This window comes from Peribacillus sp. NPDC096540 (assembly GCF_050278525.1).
Lineage (GTDB): Bacteria > Bacillota > Bacilli > Bacillales > DSM-1321 > Peribacillus.
Genome location: NZ_JBNNTG010000061.1, coordinates 1 through 16,073, shown reverse-complemented (window position 1 = coordinate 16,073; position 16,073 = coordinate 1). Strand labels below are relative to the sequence as shown.

The following is a 16,073-nucleotide window of genomic DNA, read 5'->3' as shown; positions in this document are numbered from 1 at the left end:
GTTCTACCCCGGCTACCGTTATCATATATCGATATAAAAAATGGTCAACCAGAAATTTCTGGCTGACATTATAATACGATCGGGGCAGGATAGTTGAAGATAGAAATGGTATAATTTAGATAATGATAGAGTTTAGAGGTGAAATATCGAAATTTTAAAAAATACTAAAATCTTAAATGCAATCTGTATACTTCTTGTTACTATTCATATGCTTGTTTTGTATGCGTTGGTTTTTATGACAGATAAATTGGATACAAGGTTTGGACAAATAGGCTCTCTTATTGCATTGGTGTTAGGAATTTTGTTTTGCTATAAAGCCTTCAAAATAATGTCACCATTACGCCATACCTTGCTAATCACAACGTTTTTTATGTCGTTATTAGGTGCGTTAATCCTTCTTGTATTCTTGATTGCTTGTTTTTAATAGGAGTGTCTTATGCCCTCTTATAGAAACCATCTAAACGAAAACACCCAAAATTAAAAAGCATTGTTTTTCAACTAACGAGTGCGATAGCGCCATAAGAAGGCCGCCTTTTGGCGGCCTTTTGAATATACGATCATTACACAAATCGTCCATTCAAATCAAAGTGAAAAAATACCCTTAATTAACTATCGAGGCAGTTTAGTGAAAGAAGGTTAAAGGTCTTCCTTTTTCTATTTATTCATTTACACAAGATATTTTACGCTCTCAATAGCCGCACGTGTAATATATGGAATAATTTGCGATGGTAAAAGTTAATAAAAATGAGAAAAAGAAGAAATTTAATGAAAAACAAAGAATCATGGATTAAAGCAATTGTAATTGCAGTTGTTTTGGCCTTCACCATTAGAACACATATTTTTGTTCCTATTGTCGTAGCTGGAGAATCCATGATGCCAACATTGAAAAATCATGAGTGCATTATCCTCAATAAGTTCTGTACCAAAATCAATGATATCTATAGGTTTGATATTGTTTTTTTTCATGCAACCAAAGAGAAAGATTACATTAAGATTATAAAGAAGATAATGAATATTATCTTTTTAAAAAGCTAGGATAAACAAACCAAAGAGGCAAACGGATTTCCGCTCGCCTCTTTGGTTTGTTTTAGTTCTAGAAAACGATACTATCTATTAATGATGGTCATTTTTATTTTGCTCTTGATCGTGTTTATGGATAGTATTTACCTTGATTATGCGGTCCGGCTCCCGGCCAAAACCATCAATCTCTAAGCGATCCTTGAACGCTTGGATTACAGAGTACGCATTGGTATCGGGTGTATCCAACATGCCTTGGAAATTCACATATTTGATTCCGTTTTTCTCACCATAATTGCCTGCATGATTATGCCCGTTGAAGTAAGCCACTACATTGCCCGCAGACTCCAGTTCCCGCGTGATTTCAGCGTCATGACACTTAACAACCACGCAGGATATTTTCACGAATGAGAAGTTTAGAGAGAAAATCAAAGAAATGATCTAGGCGAAAAACAAGAACTAAATTTAGAAATTATTGTCATTATTAGGGTGATCAAGCATTCTCCCTGTAAGGGAGGGGGTTAATACCATTTCATAATCTGAAATATGTTAGGGCACTCAATCACCACTAGATAATTAAACGGGATTCTGTAAGTCCAACTATTAGTTTAGCAATCCATTCTGCAACATCAGTTTTATCAGACTGCTTCATATGTTGGGCAAAAACTCAATATCTTCAGCATCTAGTAAATTCACACATGGTTTCCAGTAGACAATATGGGTACATTGATAATGCTTAATCCAGTCAACCAACTGCATTAGAAATACAGTTTTAGATGAAAACGTGAATCTCCTTTCCTTTTTGTTTTATAATATTGAATCCGTTTATCAGCCGGGAGTTAAATCTTACAAGAAGAATATGTGTTTATCTACCTAGAAAACCAGGCTTTGAAAAGAGAAGAAAGAACCGGAGTAACGTATATCCAAGTAAATAATTTGGATCAATAAGGTTTATTATTGTATAACTAGAGATGAGATTTAAAGTTTGATTTCAAAGTAGCTAAGCTTGATTCTAATAATTAAAAAGGGACGAATGGACCATGGCAAAACAACAAATCGGTGTGATAGGTTTAGCCGTAATGGGTAAAAATCTAGCGTTAAATATTGAAAGTCGAGGTTATTCTATTTCTGTTTACAATCGTCCGTCTGAACTGTAAAGGGGGTATGAACTAAAATGAGTAAGGAAAAGAAAATCAAGCTAAAGAAGCCAAAGAAGTGGTGGGTATGGGTTCTAGCAATTATCCTCATTGCTAATATAGCAAGTGGTTGGGACAAAGAGGAAGTTGCTAAAGAAGAGAAGGAGGGTGCCTCTAAGCAATCTATACTGTTGCAAGGATTCTCGCGAGTCTCGCAATACGTCAATTTTCTCTTTTTCCATACATCAATTGTGTTAAAAATATAGACATTATGTCCTTTCCCATCTTTAGATTTAGACGTATTTTCAATGGGCAAAATGCCTAAATCCTTCGTTTTTCTCAGCATCCGTTCAAAAGTGGATCGGTTTACACCTACGATTCAACAAATTTGATTTTGCAATTTAATAACTTTTAATTTATGAACTGTTAGAAAAATCAATATCGTCTATGTTTAAATTTCAGAAAATAATGATTTTTCAGATAGTTATTGAAATTTCCATTAAAACCCGTTAATATACAACTATTAAAGCAACTTTATATCAGCGGATGATGATTGTGGGAGAGACTAAACGTTGTTTAGCACCGAAGGAGCAAACCCTAAAAAGCAGGGAACTAATCTCTCAGGTAAATGGACTACAATTGGACGCGTCTCTGGAGAGAGCCATAGGCCACCGAAGGAGTTAAACTCTCAGGTAAAAGGACAGAGGAAGATAGGAAAACCCCTATCTTTCCTCTGTCCTTTTTTGTATTTGGAAAGATAAAAAAAGGAAAAAGAGAGGAGTGTGCATTGAAATCTGTTAAAAAAAGAGTCAATCTTTGATTTCAACGATTAACGCACAATGTTTTTTTCAAAAAGATTGGTAGATTAGAAAAAAAATTAAAAAAGGGGACAGAATATGAATCTATTTTGTAAAAAAATCTATTATTAAAGAAAGCGCTTACATGAGTGGGGTCATTCTCCCAGTACGCTAATTATTTAACTCATTGAAGGACTGACCCTTTAGTCAGGAAAAAATCACAAATAGCCTATAAAACTAGAAAGTGGGAAATCATATGCAGGAACAAAAGCTGGAGAGAGGCCTAAAAAACAGACATGTACAACTCATCGCTATTGGTGGGGCAATCGGAACGGGATTATTTCTTGGGGCAGGAAAATCTATTCATTTAGCAGGACCATCAATTTTATTTGCTTACATGATTACAGGCGTCATTTGCTTTTTAATCATGGGCGCACTTGGAGAATTACTCTTATCCAATTTGAACTATCATTCTTTTGTTGACTTTGTAGAGAATATTTAGGTAATATGGCAGCATTTTTAACTGGGTGGACCTATTGATTTTGCTGGATTTCAATTGCAATGGCAGACTTAACAGCAGTTGGTCTTTATACCCAGTATTGGTTTCCCTCCGTACCACAGTGGATGCCAGGATTATTTGCGCTTGTCATTTTGCTATTTATGAATCTTGCAACCGTAAAACTTTTTGGCGAAATGGAATTCTGGTTCGCATTAATTAAAGTCGTCGCTATTTTAGCACTCATTGTTATCGGTATTTTCATGATTATTAAAGGCTTTTCCACAGATTCAGGCGCAGCCAGTTTCACGAATCTATGGAGTCACGAAGGTATGTTCCCAAATGGAATAAATGGCTTTATCCTCTCATTCCAGATGGTAGTGTTTGCGTTTGTTGGTATTGAACTTGTAGGACTTACAGCAGGTGAAACAGAAAATCCAGAAAAAGTTATCCCAAAAGCAATCAATAATATTCCTATTCGGATTATAATTTTCTACATTGGTGCACTTATTGTCATTATGAGTGTTTATCCGTGGAACGCAATCATCCCATCGGAAAGCCCATTCGTCCAAGTATTCGTGGCTGTTGGTATCGCTGCGGCTGCTGGCATCGTCAATTTTGTCGTCCTAACATCGGCTGCTTCGGCATGTAACAGCGCAATCTTCAGTACAAGCCGGATGGTATACTCACTGCCAAAGATAAAAATGCACCTGTGCCATTTGCAAAACTTAATGCCCGTAAAGTACCTTCCAATGCATTGGCCTTTTCAACTGTCGTCATTCTAATTTCCGTTGTTTTGAACTATTTAATGCCAGAGGGAGTATTTACGTTAATTACAAGTATTTCTACAGTATGTTTCATCTTTATTTGGGGAGTTACTGTCATCAGTCATTTAAAATACCGCAAAACAAGGCCAGATCTAGCGAAAATGAACAAATTTAAATTACCACTTTATCCAATTTCTAATTACTTGATCCTTACTTTCCTAGCGTTCGTACTTGTTGTGCTTGCACTTTCGGAAGATACTCGTGTTGCCTTGTTCGTAACTCCTGTTTGGTTTATTATGCTGATTACGATTTATAGGATGCGGAAAACGGAGGTAGATCAGTCGAATCAGAGGAAGGCAGCGGGAAATTAAGTGGCAATCTGCCCGCTTCAATAAGCAACCATTAAGATATCTGAATGATCATATTTTGATGAGAAAAAAGATTATTTTAGAATAGTGTTGTTAGCGCTTTCAAAAATGCTTGACATAATTAGCCACAACAACTATTCTAAATTTACCAAATTGAATAAGCGGATGACAGTTGTGGGAGAGTGCAATGCGACACAAGCCACCGAAGGAGCAAGTTCCAAAAAGACCCTTGGAACAAATCTCTCAGGTAGATGGAACCACAACTGGACGCACCTCTGGAGAGCGCGTATAAACATGTACGCCACCAAAGGGGAAAGGTTCTATTAAAAATGGAGCTAAACTCTCAGGTAAAAGGACAGAGAAGGGTAGAGAACGCTACGTTACCCTTTTCTGTCCTTTTTTGCGTGCAAAAAAGGTAGTAAATCATACTGTTTTTAACAGTCTTCATAGAAAAGTAACTGTAGCGGGAAAGAGATTTTAGTGTCTCGAACCACATTAAAAATCAGAATAATTAAAAAATGTCTAGGAGGAAAATAAAATGAGTTTAAAACAAAATGATTTAACCATTTTTGAAGCGATTGAGAAGGAAGGACAACGTCAACATCAAACCCTGGAATTAATTGCATCAGAAAACTTCGTTAGCCCAGATGTATTAGAGGCAATGGGAAGCGTGATGACAAATAAATATGCAGAAGGTTATCCAGGAAAGCGCTATTATGGTGGATGTGAATTTGTCGATGTGGCAGAACAAGCAGCTATTGAGCGCTTAACAAAGCTTTTTGGTGCCAAATATGCAAATGTTCAGCCTCACTCAGGTGCACAAGCCAATTTCGCAGTTTTTTTCGCACTGCTTCAGCCTGGTGATAAAGTGATGGGAATGAACCTTTCACATGGCGGCCACTTAACACATGGAAGTCCAGTCAGCGTTTCAGGAAAATGGTTTGAAGTTGTGTCCTACGGAGTTAAAGAAGATACTCAATTAATTGATTATGATGAGTTGGAAGCTATGGCAAAGAAAGAAAAACCTAAATTGATTATTGCAGGGACAAGTGCCTATCCAAGAACGATTAATTTTGCACGATTTAAAGAAATTGCCGATCAAGTTGGTGCAAAACTTATGGTGGATATGGCTCATATAGCAGGGCTGGTAGCAACTGGTCTTCACCCATCTCCAATCCCATATGCAGATGTTGTGACAAGTACTACTCATAAAACATTGAGAGGACCGCGCGGGGGTATCGTTTTAACAAACGATGAAGAAATTATCAAAGCGATTAATAAATCCGTGTTCCCAGGAATTCAAGGCGGCCCACTCATGCACATCATTGCAGCAAAAGCGGTTGCTTTCAACGAGGCTTTTCAACCAAGCTTTAAGGATTATACGAAACAAGTCATTGAAAATGCTGCAACACTTGGAGAAACATTAAAAAATGAAGGTGCAGCCCTTGTTTCTGGTGGAACAGATAATCATATTGTCCTTTTAGATTTGCGCCCGTGGAATTTAACAGGGAAAGAAGCAGAGAAATTATTAGAAGAAGCGGGCATTACCGTTAATAAAAATACGATTCCATATGATCCAGAAAAGCCATTTGTTACGAGCGGTATCCGAATGGGAACAGCAGCTTTAACGACCCGAGGCATGAAGAAAGAAGAAATGGTGAAAATTGGTGAAGTGATTGCAACTGTTCTAAAGAGTAAAGGAAATAAAGACGTTCTTGAGAAAGCAAAAGAAACAACCAAAGGGATTTGTGATGTTTATCCGTTATTTCAACAGCCAATTACTGTGTAAGCAAAGGGGTAGCTCAATGGAAGTATTCCTTTACTGAAACCTCAACGGCCATGGCAGCTGGGACAATCGTTGAGTTAAAAGGCGGATCGCCAAAGCAAGCCGTGAATGCGACAGCCATTGCGATGAAGTCACTTTTAGGATTGGTTTATGATCCAGTCGCAGGACTTGTTGAAGTTCCTTGCATCATGCGGAATGCGATTGGAGCCTCGATTGCATTTTCAGCGGCCGACATGTCTCTAGCAGGGATTGAAAGCCGCATTCCTTGTGATGAGATAATTGAAGCCATGTATAAGTTAGGAAATGATATGCCAAGAAACCTTCGAGAAACGTCATTTGGAGGCTTGGCTATGAAAGAAACCGGTAAACGGATGAAAGAACATCTATTTTGCAAAAAATTATAATTGGGGGTAGATCATGGGTACTGAAACAGCATTAAAGCAAACACCGCTTTTTGAAGTATATAAAAAGTACGGGGCAAAAGTTATTGATTTTGGTGGCTGGGCTCTGCCAGTTCAATTTACCAGCATTTTAGAAGAGCATGAAGCTGTTCGAACAGAAGCAGGACTTTTTGATGTTTCTCATATGGGAGAAGTACTTGTGGAAGGTAAAGATGCCGAGAGTTATATTAACTACCTTGTTACAAATGATGTAACAAAGCTTAGCATCAATCAAGCACAGTATACCGCAATGTGCTATCCAGACGGCGGAACGGTCGATGATTTATTAGTTTATAAATTAGGGAATGAAAAATATTTACTCGTTATTAATGCCGCAAACATTGAGAAAGATTACGAATGGATGAAGCAGCATGTAAAAGGAGAGATGGCGCTCCAAAATATTTCGGAAGACATCGCTCAGCTTGCGATCCAAGGTCCAAAGGCAGAAAGCATTTTGCAAAAGTTAACGGAAATAGATTTATCAGAAATTGGCTCTTTTAAATTCGCCCAACATGTCAGCATCTCCGGGATTACCGACATACTTGTATCCCGTACAGGTTACACAGGAGAAAATGGATATGAACTTTATTTAGCAGCAGACAAAGCGGTAGTACTCTGGGAAAAGCTCTTAGAAGCAGGAACCACGAATGGATTACAACCATGTGGACTTGGTGCACGGGACACGCTTCGGCTTGAAGCACGTCTTGCACTCTATGGCCAAGAACTAAGTAACGATATCAGCCCGCTTGAAGCAGGCATCGGCTTTGTCGTAAAGACGAACAAAGAAAGTGACTTTATCGGAAAATCTGCTCTTACAGCACAAAAAGAAGCTGGATTAAAACGAAAATTAGTAGGGATTGAAGTAACAGGCCGGGGGATTCCGCGTCATGGTTATAAGGTAATTTCTAAAGGTGGAGAGGAAATAGGTATTGTTACATCCGGAACACAATCACCATCTTTGAAGAAAAGCTTAGGGCTTGCCTTGATATCAGCCAACCAAGCTGAAGTGGGGGCGCCGATAAAAGTGGAAATCCGTAATAAACTGATTGAAGCTGTTATTGTTAATGCACCATTCTACAAAAGATAAGTGGAAATATTTTAATAGAGTTATCGTGTAGTTTTCTTAAGTTGATTTCCGGTACCTTGCATGCAGCCCGAAATCGACAACCTGCTATGAGTAAATTATCTGAAATATATTCAGAATTATGTGAATAGTAAAAAACGAAAAGGGGAAAATACAATGACAAAAGTAATATCAAATTTACGATATAGCAAAGAACATGAGTGGGTGCAACAATTAGAAGGAAATCGTGTACGTATTGGAATCTCTGATTATGCACAAAAGGCATTAGGTGATATCGTCTTTGTTGAAAATCCAGCGATTGATGATGAAGTAACTGTCAATGAATCGATGGGAACGATCGAGTCAGTTAAAGCAGTTTCCGAACTTTACTCACCTGTTTCAGGTACGGTAGTTACTGTAAACGAAGAGTTAGAAGGCGCTCCAGAGACGATTAACGAGCATCCATTTGAAGCAGGGTGGTTAGTCGAAGTAGAAATGTCCAATCCAGAAGAGTTAGATTCACTTCTAAACGAAGATGAATATCAAGCATTTACTAATGAAGGAGAGGAATAATATGACAGCCACTTATAGATACCTCCCTGATACGAAACAGGACCAAGAGGAAATGCTCAAATTTTTAAATATTTCTTCTATAGATGAGTTATTTGAAGATATTCCAGCTGGAATTAGCCTGCAGGATGAGCTAAACATTCCAGAGGCGGTTCCTGAACCGCTTCTTTTGAAAAAAATGAATCGGCTTGCTACAAAAAACAAAAATGCTAATCATTACCCAACTTTCCTAGGTGCGGGTACATATGATCACTATATTCCAAGTGTGGTAAATCATATGATTTCACGTTCCGAATTTTACACAGCTTATACACCCTACCAACCGGAGATCAGTCAAGGTGAATTACAAGCGATTTTTGAATTTCAAACGATGGTTTGTGAGTTGACAGGAATGGATGTGGCTAACTCTTCCATGTACGATGGTTTTACATCGCTTGCAGAAGCTGCATCACTTGCCGTTGCATCTACAAGACGTTCAAAAGTACTTGTATCCAAAGCGGTACATCCTGAATCCCGTGCTATTTTACATACAGTAGCTGGAGGTCCGGGATACACAGCTGAGGAAGTAAATCTTGCTGATGAGGTTACAGATTTAGGGAAGCTGCAAGAACAAATTGATAAGGACACTGCTGCCGTAATTGTGCAATATCCAAATTTCTTCGGTTCCATAGAGGATTTAAAAGCAATTAAGAAAATTGCGGAAGAAAAAGGTGCCCTTTTAATCGTAAGCGCCAATCCTCTTGCACTAGCACTCTTACAAGCTCCTGGGAAACTTGGGGCAGATATTGTGATCGGTGATATGCAGCCATTAGGAATCCCGATGTCCTTTGGCGGTCCACACTGCGGCTATTTTGCGGTAAGTAAGAAACTCATGCGCAAAATCCCAGGACGTATTGTAGGGCAAACAGCAGATGAAAAAGGACAACGTGGATTTGTGTTAACACTGCAAGCGCGTGAACAGCATATTCGCCGTGATAAAGCCTCATCCAATATTTGTTCCAACCAGGCATTAAATGCTCTTGCCTCCTCTATTTGTATGACATCACTTGGAAAGCAAGGGATTCGTCAAATGGCACAGCTAAACATTGAGAAAGCTGATTACATGGCGAAAACATTAGAACAGAAGGGCTATACCATAATCAATGAAGCACCATTCTTCAATGAGTTTGTTGTCGGGCTTCCTCGTCCGGTAAAGGAAGTCAATGCAAAACTTCTTAAGGCGGGTATTATCGGTGGATTTGATTTAGAAAGTGATTACGACTTTGGAAATCAAATGCTGCTAGCTGTGACTGAGCAGCGAACAAAAGAAGAAATTGACCAATTTGTTGATGCTTTGGAGGCGATTGTAAATGGTTGAATATAATGAGTTAATTTTTGAAATAAGTCGTCCAGGACGTGTAGGTTCAAGTATTCCGGATAGTGACGTTGACTATGTTGATATAAATGACAAATTTCCAAAGCATTTAATTCGTGACGAACCGGCGGAGCTCCCAGAAGTATCAGAGTTGCAGCTTGTCCGCCATTACACAGCGCTTTCTAATAAAAACCATGGGATCGATAATGGATTCTATCCACTGGGTTCTTGTACGATGAAGTACAATCCGAAAATAAATGAAGATGTGGCACGTTTGGAAGGCTTTAGCCGCATTCATCCATATCAGCCCGTTGAAACAGTACAGGGTGCATTAGAAGTTTTATATGAATTACAAGAAGAGCTAGCTGTCATTACAGGAATGGATGCTGTAACTTTACAGCCATCTGCTGGGGCTCAAGGGGAATGGACAGGTTTAATGATGGTTAAGGCGTATCATGCTCAAAAAGGTGAAACCAGAACGAAAGTACTTGTTCCAGACTCCGCGCACGGTACAAATCCTGCAAGTGCAAGTGTTGCTGGTTTTCAAACAATCACGATCCCATCCGATAAAAGTGGATTAGTTGACCTAGAAGAATTAAAGAAACATGTGGGGCCTGATACAGCTGCACTAATGTTGACAAATCCGAATACCCTTGGACTTTTTGAAAAAGAAATTGTGGAAATCGCTCAGGTTGTTCATGAAGCAGGGGGCCTATTATATTATGACGGAGCGAATGCCAATGCCATTTTAGGTAAAACAACACCAGGTCAAATGGGCTTTGACATCGTGCACTTAAATCTTCACAAAACATTTACGACGCCTCATGGAGGTGGCGGTCCAGGGGCAGGTCCTGTCGGTGTGAAAGAGAAACTTATTCCTTACTTGCCAGTGCCGCGCATAGAAAAAGACGGTGATAAATATGTGCTGAACTCTAATTATTCGCACTCTATCGGAAGGGTAAAAGGGTATTATGGAAACTTCGGAATTCTCTTGCGGGCGTATACTTATATTCGCACGATGGGGCCAGAAGGGCTGCGCCAAGTATCTGAAAGTGCCGTCCTTCATGCTAATTACCTTCGTAAAAGATTAGAGCCATATTTTGAAGCGCCATATTTACAAATTTGCAAGCATGAATTTGTCCTATCCGGATCTAGGCAGAAAAAGCTGGGTGTAAGAACACTTGATATGGCAAAGCGTCTGCTAGATTTCGGCTACCATCCGCCGACCATCTATTTCCCGTTAAATGTTGAGGAATGTTTGATGATTGAACCGACAGAAACAGAGTCAAAAGAAACACTCGATGCTTTTGCGGATGTAATGATTCAAATTGCCAAAGAAGTGGAAGAAAACCCAGGTGTTGTTTTAGACGCACCACATACTACGGTCATTGGGCGATTGGATGAGGTCCAAGCAGCTAGACAACCAATCTTGCGTTATTCCAAAGAGGAAGTAGTAGAGGAAGAAACGGTAAAGTCATAAATGAATGATTGAACATGAACCACCAGGGATGAAAATAAAGAGAAGAATCCCAAATCTCATTATTTCATTCATGGTGGTTTCATATAAGCGCGTGAAAAAGGATGACAAAAAGGCCAAGAAGTGCAAGGAGAAATAGTCTTGAGAACCAAAAAGACAGAGGAAAGGAGAAACTCAATCGGTCTTTTTATAGGACTATTGAACAACCTCTTTAAAGCTAAAATTACATCTGCTCATAGGAGTGAGAAATAAAATGTCCATTAGTAATCTTCGTAAACCAGAATGGCTTAAAATTAAATTAAATACGAATGAACAATATACGGACTTAAAGAAAATGATGCGTGAAAAAAAGCTTCATACTGTTTGTGAAGAAGCAAGATGTCCTAACATTCATGAATGCTGGGCGGTCCGAAAAACGGCAACTTTCATGATTTTAGGAAGTGTATGTACGCGAGCTTGCAGGTTCTGTGCAGTTCAAACAGGGCTACCATCAGAGCTTGATTGGGAAGAGCCTGAACGTGTCGCAGAATCAGTAGAGCAAATGGGCTTAAAGCATGTTGTGATTACCGCTGTTGCTCGTGATGATTTAAAAGACGGCGGAGCAGAGGTATTTGCGGAAACTGTAAAGGCAGTGAGGCGGCAAAATTCATTTTGCAGCATTGAAGTTCTCCCCTCTGATCTGAATGGGGAATATGATAGCTTAAAAACATTAATGGATACAAGGCCAGACATTTTGAATCATAACATTGAAACAGTAAAACGCTTATCTCCAAAAGTTCGTGCACGTGCAACATACGAACGTTCACTAGAGTTTTTAAGGCGGGCAAAGCAAATGAATTCCACTATCCCGACGAAATCAAGCATTATGATTGGTCTAGGAGAAACAAAAGAAGAAATTATGGAAACGATGGATGATCTTCGTGCTAATGATGTGGACATTATTACTATTGGTCAATACTTGCAGCCGACTAAACGACATTTGAAGGTCGAAAAGTATTGGAGTCCAGAAGAGTTTGAAGAACTTAAAAACATTGCCATGTTAAAAGGGTTTAGTCATTGCGAAGCCGGTCCGCTTGTTCGCTCCTCGTATCATGCAGATGAACAAGTCCGTGCAACTAAGGCTAATGCGTAATCATTTTTCAATAATCCATTAAGAGAGGGGAGAATCAGATGATAGTCAAAATAACAGAGGCAGCCATGAATAAACTGAAGGAAATGTCACGTAAGGATACGCAAATTCCTCGCATTGACGCTGATATTGCCGGCGGCTGCGGGTTGTCGGTGAAGTTCTCCCTCGTATTGGACGAGCCCCGCAGAAACGATACAATTATTGAATATGAGGGAGTTCACCTTAGATTAGATCATTTTACAAAACGCTATTTAGATGAAGAGACACAAATTGATTATTTAGAAGATCATGGCTTTATTGTTGGAGAAAGATTTGCATCCAGTGCATGTGCCATTGAAATAAATTAAAGAATCGTTACGGCTGGCCTATTAATAGAATGAATCGTGTTTAATAAGTTGTTTTTCTTACACTATCCATATACCCATGTTTATGAAACCAAAAGGGGGAAGTATTAGATGAATCAAGATTATGACGTTGTTATCATCGGCGGCGGCACCGGTGGATATGTTGCGGCCATTCGTGCGTCTCAATTAGGATTAAAAACGGCGGTCGTTGAACAAGGTAAACTTGGTGGAACATGCCTTCATGCAGGTTGTATTCCAAGTAAAGCATTATTAAGAAGTGCAGAGGTATATTCGAATGCAAAGAATGCAGATAAATACGGTGTTATTGCACCGGAAGTAGGACTGGACTTCTCAAAAGTACAGGCCAGGAAAGAAGAAATTACTGAACGCTTATTTAAAGGTGTACAACATTTAATGAAAAAAGGGAAAATAGATGTGTTTGAAGGTAAAGGAAGTATTCTACAGTCGAAAGATGTTTTAGTGGAATTGAATAATGAAGAACGAGAAATGATATTAAACCCTCGAAATATTTTAATAGCAACAGGATCTAGTCCAAGGACATTACCCGGCCTAGAAGCAGATAGCGAATATGTGATGACATCGGATGAAGCGCTACAAATGAAAGAGCTCCCAAATTCCATCATTATTGTCGGCGGCGGTGTTATTGGAATAGAATGGGCTTCGATGCTTATTGACTTTGGATTAGAAGTGACTGTGATAGAGTATGCCGATCGCATTTTACCGACGGAAGATAAAGATATTTCAAAGGAAGTACAGCGACTAATGAAGAAAAAAGGTGTGAAAATCGTAACAGGGGCAAAGGTGCTTCCAGAATCGTTAGAAAAAGGTGAGGGTGTCTCTATTAAGGCGGAATGTAAAGGGAAAGACACGACATTTTCAGCAGAAAAATTATTAGTATCTGTCGGAAGATTACCAAACATAGAAGGCATTCACCTTGAAAATACGAAAGTTGAAGTCGAACGTGTTATTCAAACAAATGAGTATTATCAAACGGATGAGCCAAACATTTATGCAATTGGAGATGTAATTGGAGGATTGCAGCTTGCCCATGTTGCTTCACATGAAGGAATCATCGCGATTGAACATATGGCAGGAGAAAACCCTGTGCCACTTGATCCATCGCTTGTTTCAAAATGCATATATAGTAGCCCGGAGATAGCTAGTGTTGGACTAACAGAAGAGGATGCGAAGGAGAAAGGGTATCAAGTAAAAACAGGAAAATTCTCCTTCCGTGCGATTGGAAAGGCACTTGTTTTTGGTGAATCAGACGGTTTTGTCAAACTTGTTGTTGAAGAAGAGTCTAGTAAGTTGTTAGGAGCGCATATGGTTGGGCCGCATGTAACAGATATGATCTCAGAAGCGGGTCTTGCACGAGTATTAAATGCAACAGCTATGGATATTGCGCATACGATACACCCTCACCCTACATTAGCAGAAGCAATTGGGGAAGCTGCCCTAGCTGTATATGGTAAGGAAATACACGCCTAGCTAAAAAATAGTAAAAGAATAGAGGCGAACACCTCTTCCTTCATGGTGGGAAGGGCGAACCTTCTGATAGGTGAGAGAAGCAAGGTATTAAGTATCAGGTAGTATATTTCCTCTACTTTAAGCACTATGAAAACTGAAGATATGAAGGTGTGAAAGGAAAAACGTCTGTCAGTAATTTTTAAGGTTCTATCGCCCGCCCTCACCGTAGTTCAAGACGGCTAGAATTGAAATTGTAGTTACAGTATTGTTCGGACCCCGAAAACGGTTGTGTTTAGCCATCATTCTGAATTCGAAAGCTTTTTACAACTTTTACGTACAACTCTAAAGGATGGTGAGAGACCATTGTATAAAGAAGTGAATGTTAACCGTGCTAAATTATTAATATCTTGTCCAGAGAAGCCAGGTATTATCTCGGCTGTATCTAACCTTTTATTAGAAAGCAAAGCAAATGTTGTTCATTTTGACCAACATACAACGGATCCACAATCAGGTATGTTTTTTATGAGGATCGAATTTGATTTAAACGACTTTGATGCTTCCTATGCAAAACTTGAGGAGGACTTACATGTGCTGGCTCAGGCTTATGCGATGGAATGGAGCTTAAGTGGTAATAAGAAAAGAAAACGAATGGCCATCTTTGTATCCAAAATGGATCACTGTCTTATGGAGCTTATATGGCGTTGGAAATCGAATGAACTTCCAGTAGAAATCCCGATGGTGATCAGTAATCATCCTGATTTTAAAAAAATAGTAGAAAGTTATGACATCCCTTATTATCATATTCCTTTAACTCATGAAACGAAGCAACAAGCAGAACAGAAAGCGCTAGAACTACTGAAAGGGAAAGTAGACTTTATTGCCTTGGCTAGATATATGCAAATTCTTTCCCCTACATTTATATCGGAGTTTCCAAATCAAATTATTAACATTCATCATTCTTTCTTACCGGCGTTTGTCGGAGCAAATCCTTATGCGAGAGCTTATAATCGTGGTGTTAAGTTAATTGGAGCAACTGCTCATTATGTTACGAATGATCTTGATGAAGGACCCATTATTCAGCAAGATGTAAAGCGGGTTAATCATAGACATACAATAGAAGAATTAAAGGTTGCCGGAAGTCATGTGGAAAGACAAGTTCTTGCCCAAGCTGTTTCCTGGCATATTGAAGATAAAGTTATTATTCATGGTAATAAAACAATCGTGTTTGATTGAGTACAATATTAAGATGCTTCAAAGATAGGGATAAACAAAAATTTTAAAGATAATTGAGTAACTTATTATATTTTTTCAATATTTTCAAAGATTTTTCTACTAATTCTATTAGAACAGACAAAATACTCGACCTTGTGAGTATTTTGTCATATCTCAAACGGGACACCAGTACTAGTTATACCTATTCCTATATTAATACCCACATGTCCATCTCTATTATAATTGAATCAATTTAATAAAAAGTTTTTCTTTCGTGAGAGCTACAGAATTTTAGTCATACATTAAAAAAACGGTTAACAGCTTGATTCATTTTGTGCATTTGTTGATTGAGGAGATCTACTGCTAATTTCGGAGCATTATAAATATAAACAAGCGTCGTAAGATTGAACTGAACTTTGGCTTTTTCGCCTGTTCGATAACGGACATTTTTAGTTGAAAGAATTCTTTTAAATAGGCATTGACGCGTTCAACGGCCGTTCTCTGCTTGTAAAGCTTTTTCCATGCTTCTGACCCATAATGCAACCGGTACGGCAACACCAATCGCAGGATTAGCAGTTATGTACGGTTTCAATGATCCTATAAAAGTGACGATTACTGCTGGGATATGT

At 38.8% G+C, this 16,073-nt stretch carries 13 protein-coding genes, 3 pseudogenes and 3 riboswitches; of the genes and pseudogenes, 14 read left to right on the top strand and 2 right to left on the bottom strand.

The window, feature by feature from the left end; all coding sequences use genetic code 11:
- The first annotated feature begins 765 nt into the window (after positions 1–765).
- On the top strand, positions 766–1,035 hold the full coding sequence (gene lepB, locus ACQKMR_RS26920; RefSeq protein WP_427700017.1) for a signal peptidase I: 270 nt from the start codon (positions 766–768) through the stop codon (positions 1,033–1,035).
- A gap of 78 nt (positions 1,036–1,113) precedes the next feature.
- Here lepB and ACQKMR_RS26915 read toward each other — a convergent pair whose 3' ends face one another.
- A complete protein-coding gene (locus ACQKMR_RS26915) occupies positions 1,114–1,347 on the bottom strand; it encodes a hypothetical protein (RefSeq protein ID WP_427700016.1) in 234 nt (77 codons plus the stop codon).
- A gap of 710 nt (positions 1,348–2,057) precedes the next feature.
- Here ACQKMR_RS26915 and ACQKMR_RS26910 point away from each other — a divergent pair.
- The 13 genes and pseudogenes from ACQKMR_RS26910 to purU form a co-directional block, all read left to right on the top strand.
- Positions 2,058–2,168 (top strand): annotated as a pseudogene (locus tag ACQKMR_RS26910) (NAD(P)-binding domain-containing protein); the annotation flags it as partial.
- A 23-nt stretch (positions 2,169–2,191) separates the two neighbouring features.
- A complete protein-coding gene (locus tag ACQKMR_RS26905; protein ID WP_230162738.1) occupies positions 2,192–2,419 on the top strand; it encodes a hypothetical protein in 228 nt (75 codons plus the stop codon).
- A 280-nt stretch (positions 2,420–2,699) separates the two neighbouring features.
- Positions 2,700–2,799, top strand: a riboswitch (glycine riboswitch).
- 3 nt (positions 2,800–2,802) lie between these two features.
- Positions 2,803–2,859: riboswitch (glycine riboswitch) on the top strand.
- A gap of 347 nt (positions 2,860–3,206) precedes the next feature.
- Positions 3,207–4,584, top strand: a pseudogene (locus tag ACQKMR_RS26900) (amino acid permease).
- A 262-nt stretch (positions 4,585–4,846) separates the two neighbouring features.
- Positions 4,847–4,950: riboswitch (glycine riboswitch) on the top strand.
- Positions 4,951–5,119: 169 nt separating this feature from the next.
- Complete coding sequence (glyA, locus tag ACQKMR_RS26895; RefSeq protein WP_427700015.1) at positions 5,120–6,370, top strand: serine hydroxymethyltransferase; 1,251 nt, start codon at positions 5,120–5,122, stop codon at positions 6,368–6,370.
- Positions 6,371–6,420: 50 nt separating this feature from the next.
- Entirely contained in the window at positions 6,421–6,771 is a 351-nt protein-coding gene (locus ACQKMR_RS26890) for an L-serine ammonia-lyase, iron-sulfur-dependent, subunit alpha (protein WP_427700014.1), read from the top strand.
- Positions 6,772–6,784: 13 nt separating this feature from the next.
- Complete coding sequence (gene gcvT, locus ACQKMR_RS26885) at positions 6,785–7,894, top strand: glycine cleavage system aminomethyltransferase GcvT (protein ID WP_427700013.1); 1,110 nt, start codon at positions 6,785–6,787, stop codon at positions 7,892–7,894.
- Positions 7,895–8,047: 153 nt separating this feature from the next.
- Positions 8,048–8,443, top strand: coding sequence for a glycine cleavage system protein GcvH (gcvH, locus tag ACQKMR_RS26880; protein WP_427700012.1), 396 nt, complete (start codon positions 8,048–8,050; stop codon positions 8,441–8,443).
- Between the two features lies 1 nt (position 8,444).
- Entirely contained in the window at positions 8,445–9,797 is a 1,353-nt protein-coding gene (gcvPA, locus tag ACQKMR_RS26875; protein ID WP_427700011.1) for an aminomethyl-transferring glycine dehydrogenase subunit GcvPA, read from the top strand.
- Complete coding sequence (gcvPB, locus tag ACQKMR_RS26870; RefSeq protein WP_427700010.1) at positions 9,790–11,274, top strand: aminomethyl-transferring glycine dehydrogenase subunit GcvPB; 1,485 nt, start codon at positions 9,790–9,792, stop codon at positions 11,272–11,274. The genes gcvPA and gcvPB overlap by 8 nt, the downstream gene beginning before the upstream one ends.
- Positions 11,275–11,524: 250 nt before the next feature.
- Complete coding sequence (gene lipA, locus ACQKMR_RS26865; protein WP_427700009.1) at positions 11,525–12,403, top strand: lipoyl synthase; 879 nt, start codon at positions 11,525–11,527, stop codon at positions 12,401–12,403.
- 38 nt (positions 12,404–12,441) lie between these two features.
- Positions 12,442–12,747 (top strand): iron-sulfur cluster biosynthesis family protein, encoded by a 306-nt coding sequence (locus ACQKMR_RS26860; RefSeq protein WP_427700008.1) that lies wholly within the window; start codon positions 12,442–12,444, stop codon positions 12,745–12,747.
- A gap of 108 nt (positions 12,748–12,855) precedes the next feature.
- Positions 12,856–14,253: a dihydrolipoyl dehydrogenase gene (lpdA, locus tag ACQKMR_RS26855; protein ID WP_427700007.1), complete on the top strand. Its 1,398-nt coding sequence runs from the start codon at positions 12,856–12,858 to the stop codon at positions 14,251–14,253.
- Positions 14,254–14,595: 342 nt separating this feature from the next.
- Positions 14,596–15,465 (top strand): formyltetrahydrofolate deformylase, encoded by an 870-nt coding sequence (gene purU, locus ACQKMR_RS26850; protein WP_427700006.1) that lies wholly within the window; start codon positions 14,596–14,598, stop codon positions 15,463–15,465.
- 274 nt (positions 15,466–15,739) lie between these two features.
- On the opposite strand, the pseudogene ACQKMR_RS26845 reads toward purU, so the two are convergent.
- Positions 15,740–15,978, bottom strand: a pseudogene (locus tag ACQKMR_RS26845) (transposase); the annotation flags it as partial.
- Positions 15,979–16,073 lie beyond the last annotated feature (95 nt).

Coding starts and splice junctions, on each gene's coding strand:
- ACQKMR_RS26890 (WP_427700014.1), top strand. CDS start 6,421: ATGGCAGCTGGGACAATCGTTGAGTTAAAAGGCGGATCGCCAAAGCAA.
- lepB (WP_427700017.1), top strand. CDS start 766: ATGAAAAACAAAGAATCATGGATTAAAGCAATTGTAATTGCAGTTGTT.
- gcvT (WP_427700013.1), top strand. CDS start 6,785: ATGGGTACTGAAACAGCATTAAAGCAAACACCGCTTTTTGAAGTATAT.
- ACQKMR_RS26860 (WP_427700008.1), top strand. CDS start 12,442: ATGATAGTCAAAATAACAGAGGCAGCCATGAATAAACTGAAGGAAATG.
- lpdA (WP_427700007.1), top strand. CDS start 12,856: ATGAATCAAGATTATGACGTTGTTATCATCGGCGGCGGCACCGGTGGA.
- gcvPB (WP_427700010.1), top strand. CDS start 9,790: ATGGTTGAATATAATGAGTTAATTTTTGAAATAAGTCGTCCAGGACGT.
- lipA (WP_427700009.1), top strand. CDS start 11,525: ATGTCCATTAGTAATCTTCGTAAACCAGAATGGCTTAAAATTAAATTA.
- gcvPA (WP_427700011.1), top strand. CDS start 8,445: ATGACAGCCACTTATAGATACCTCCCTGATACGAAACAGGACCAAGAG.
- ACQKMR_RS26905 (WP_230162738.1), top strand. CDS start 2,192: ATGAGTAAGGAAAAGAAAATCAAGCTAAAGAAGCCAAAGAAGTGGTGG.
- glyA (WP_427700015.1), top strand. CDS start 5,120: ATGAGTTTAAAACAAAATGATTTAACCATTTTTGAAGCGATTGAGAAG.
- gcvH (WP_427700012.1), top strand. CDS start 8,048: ATGACAAAAGTAATATCAAATTTACGATATAGCAAAGAACATGAGTGG.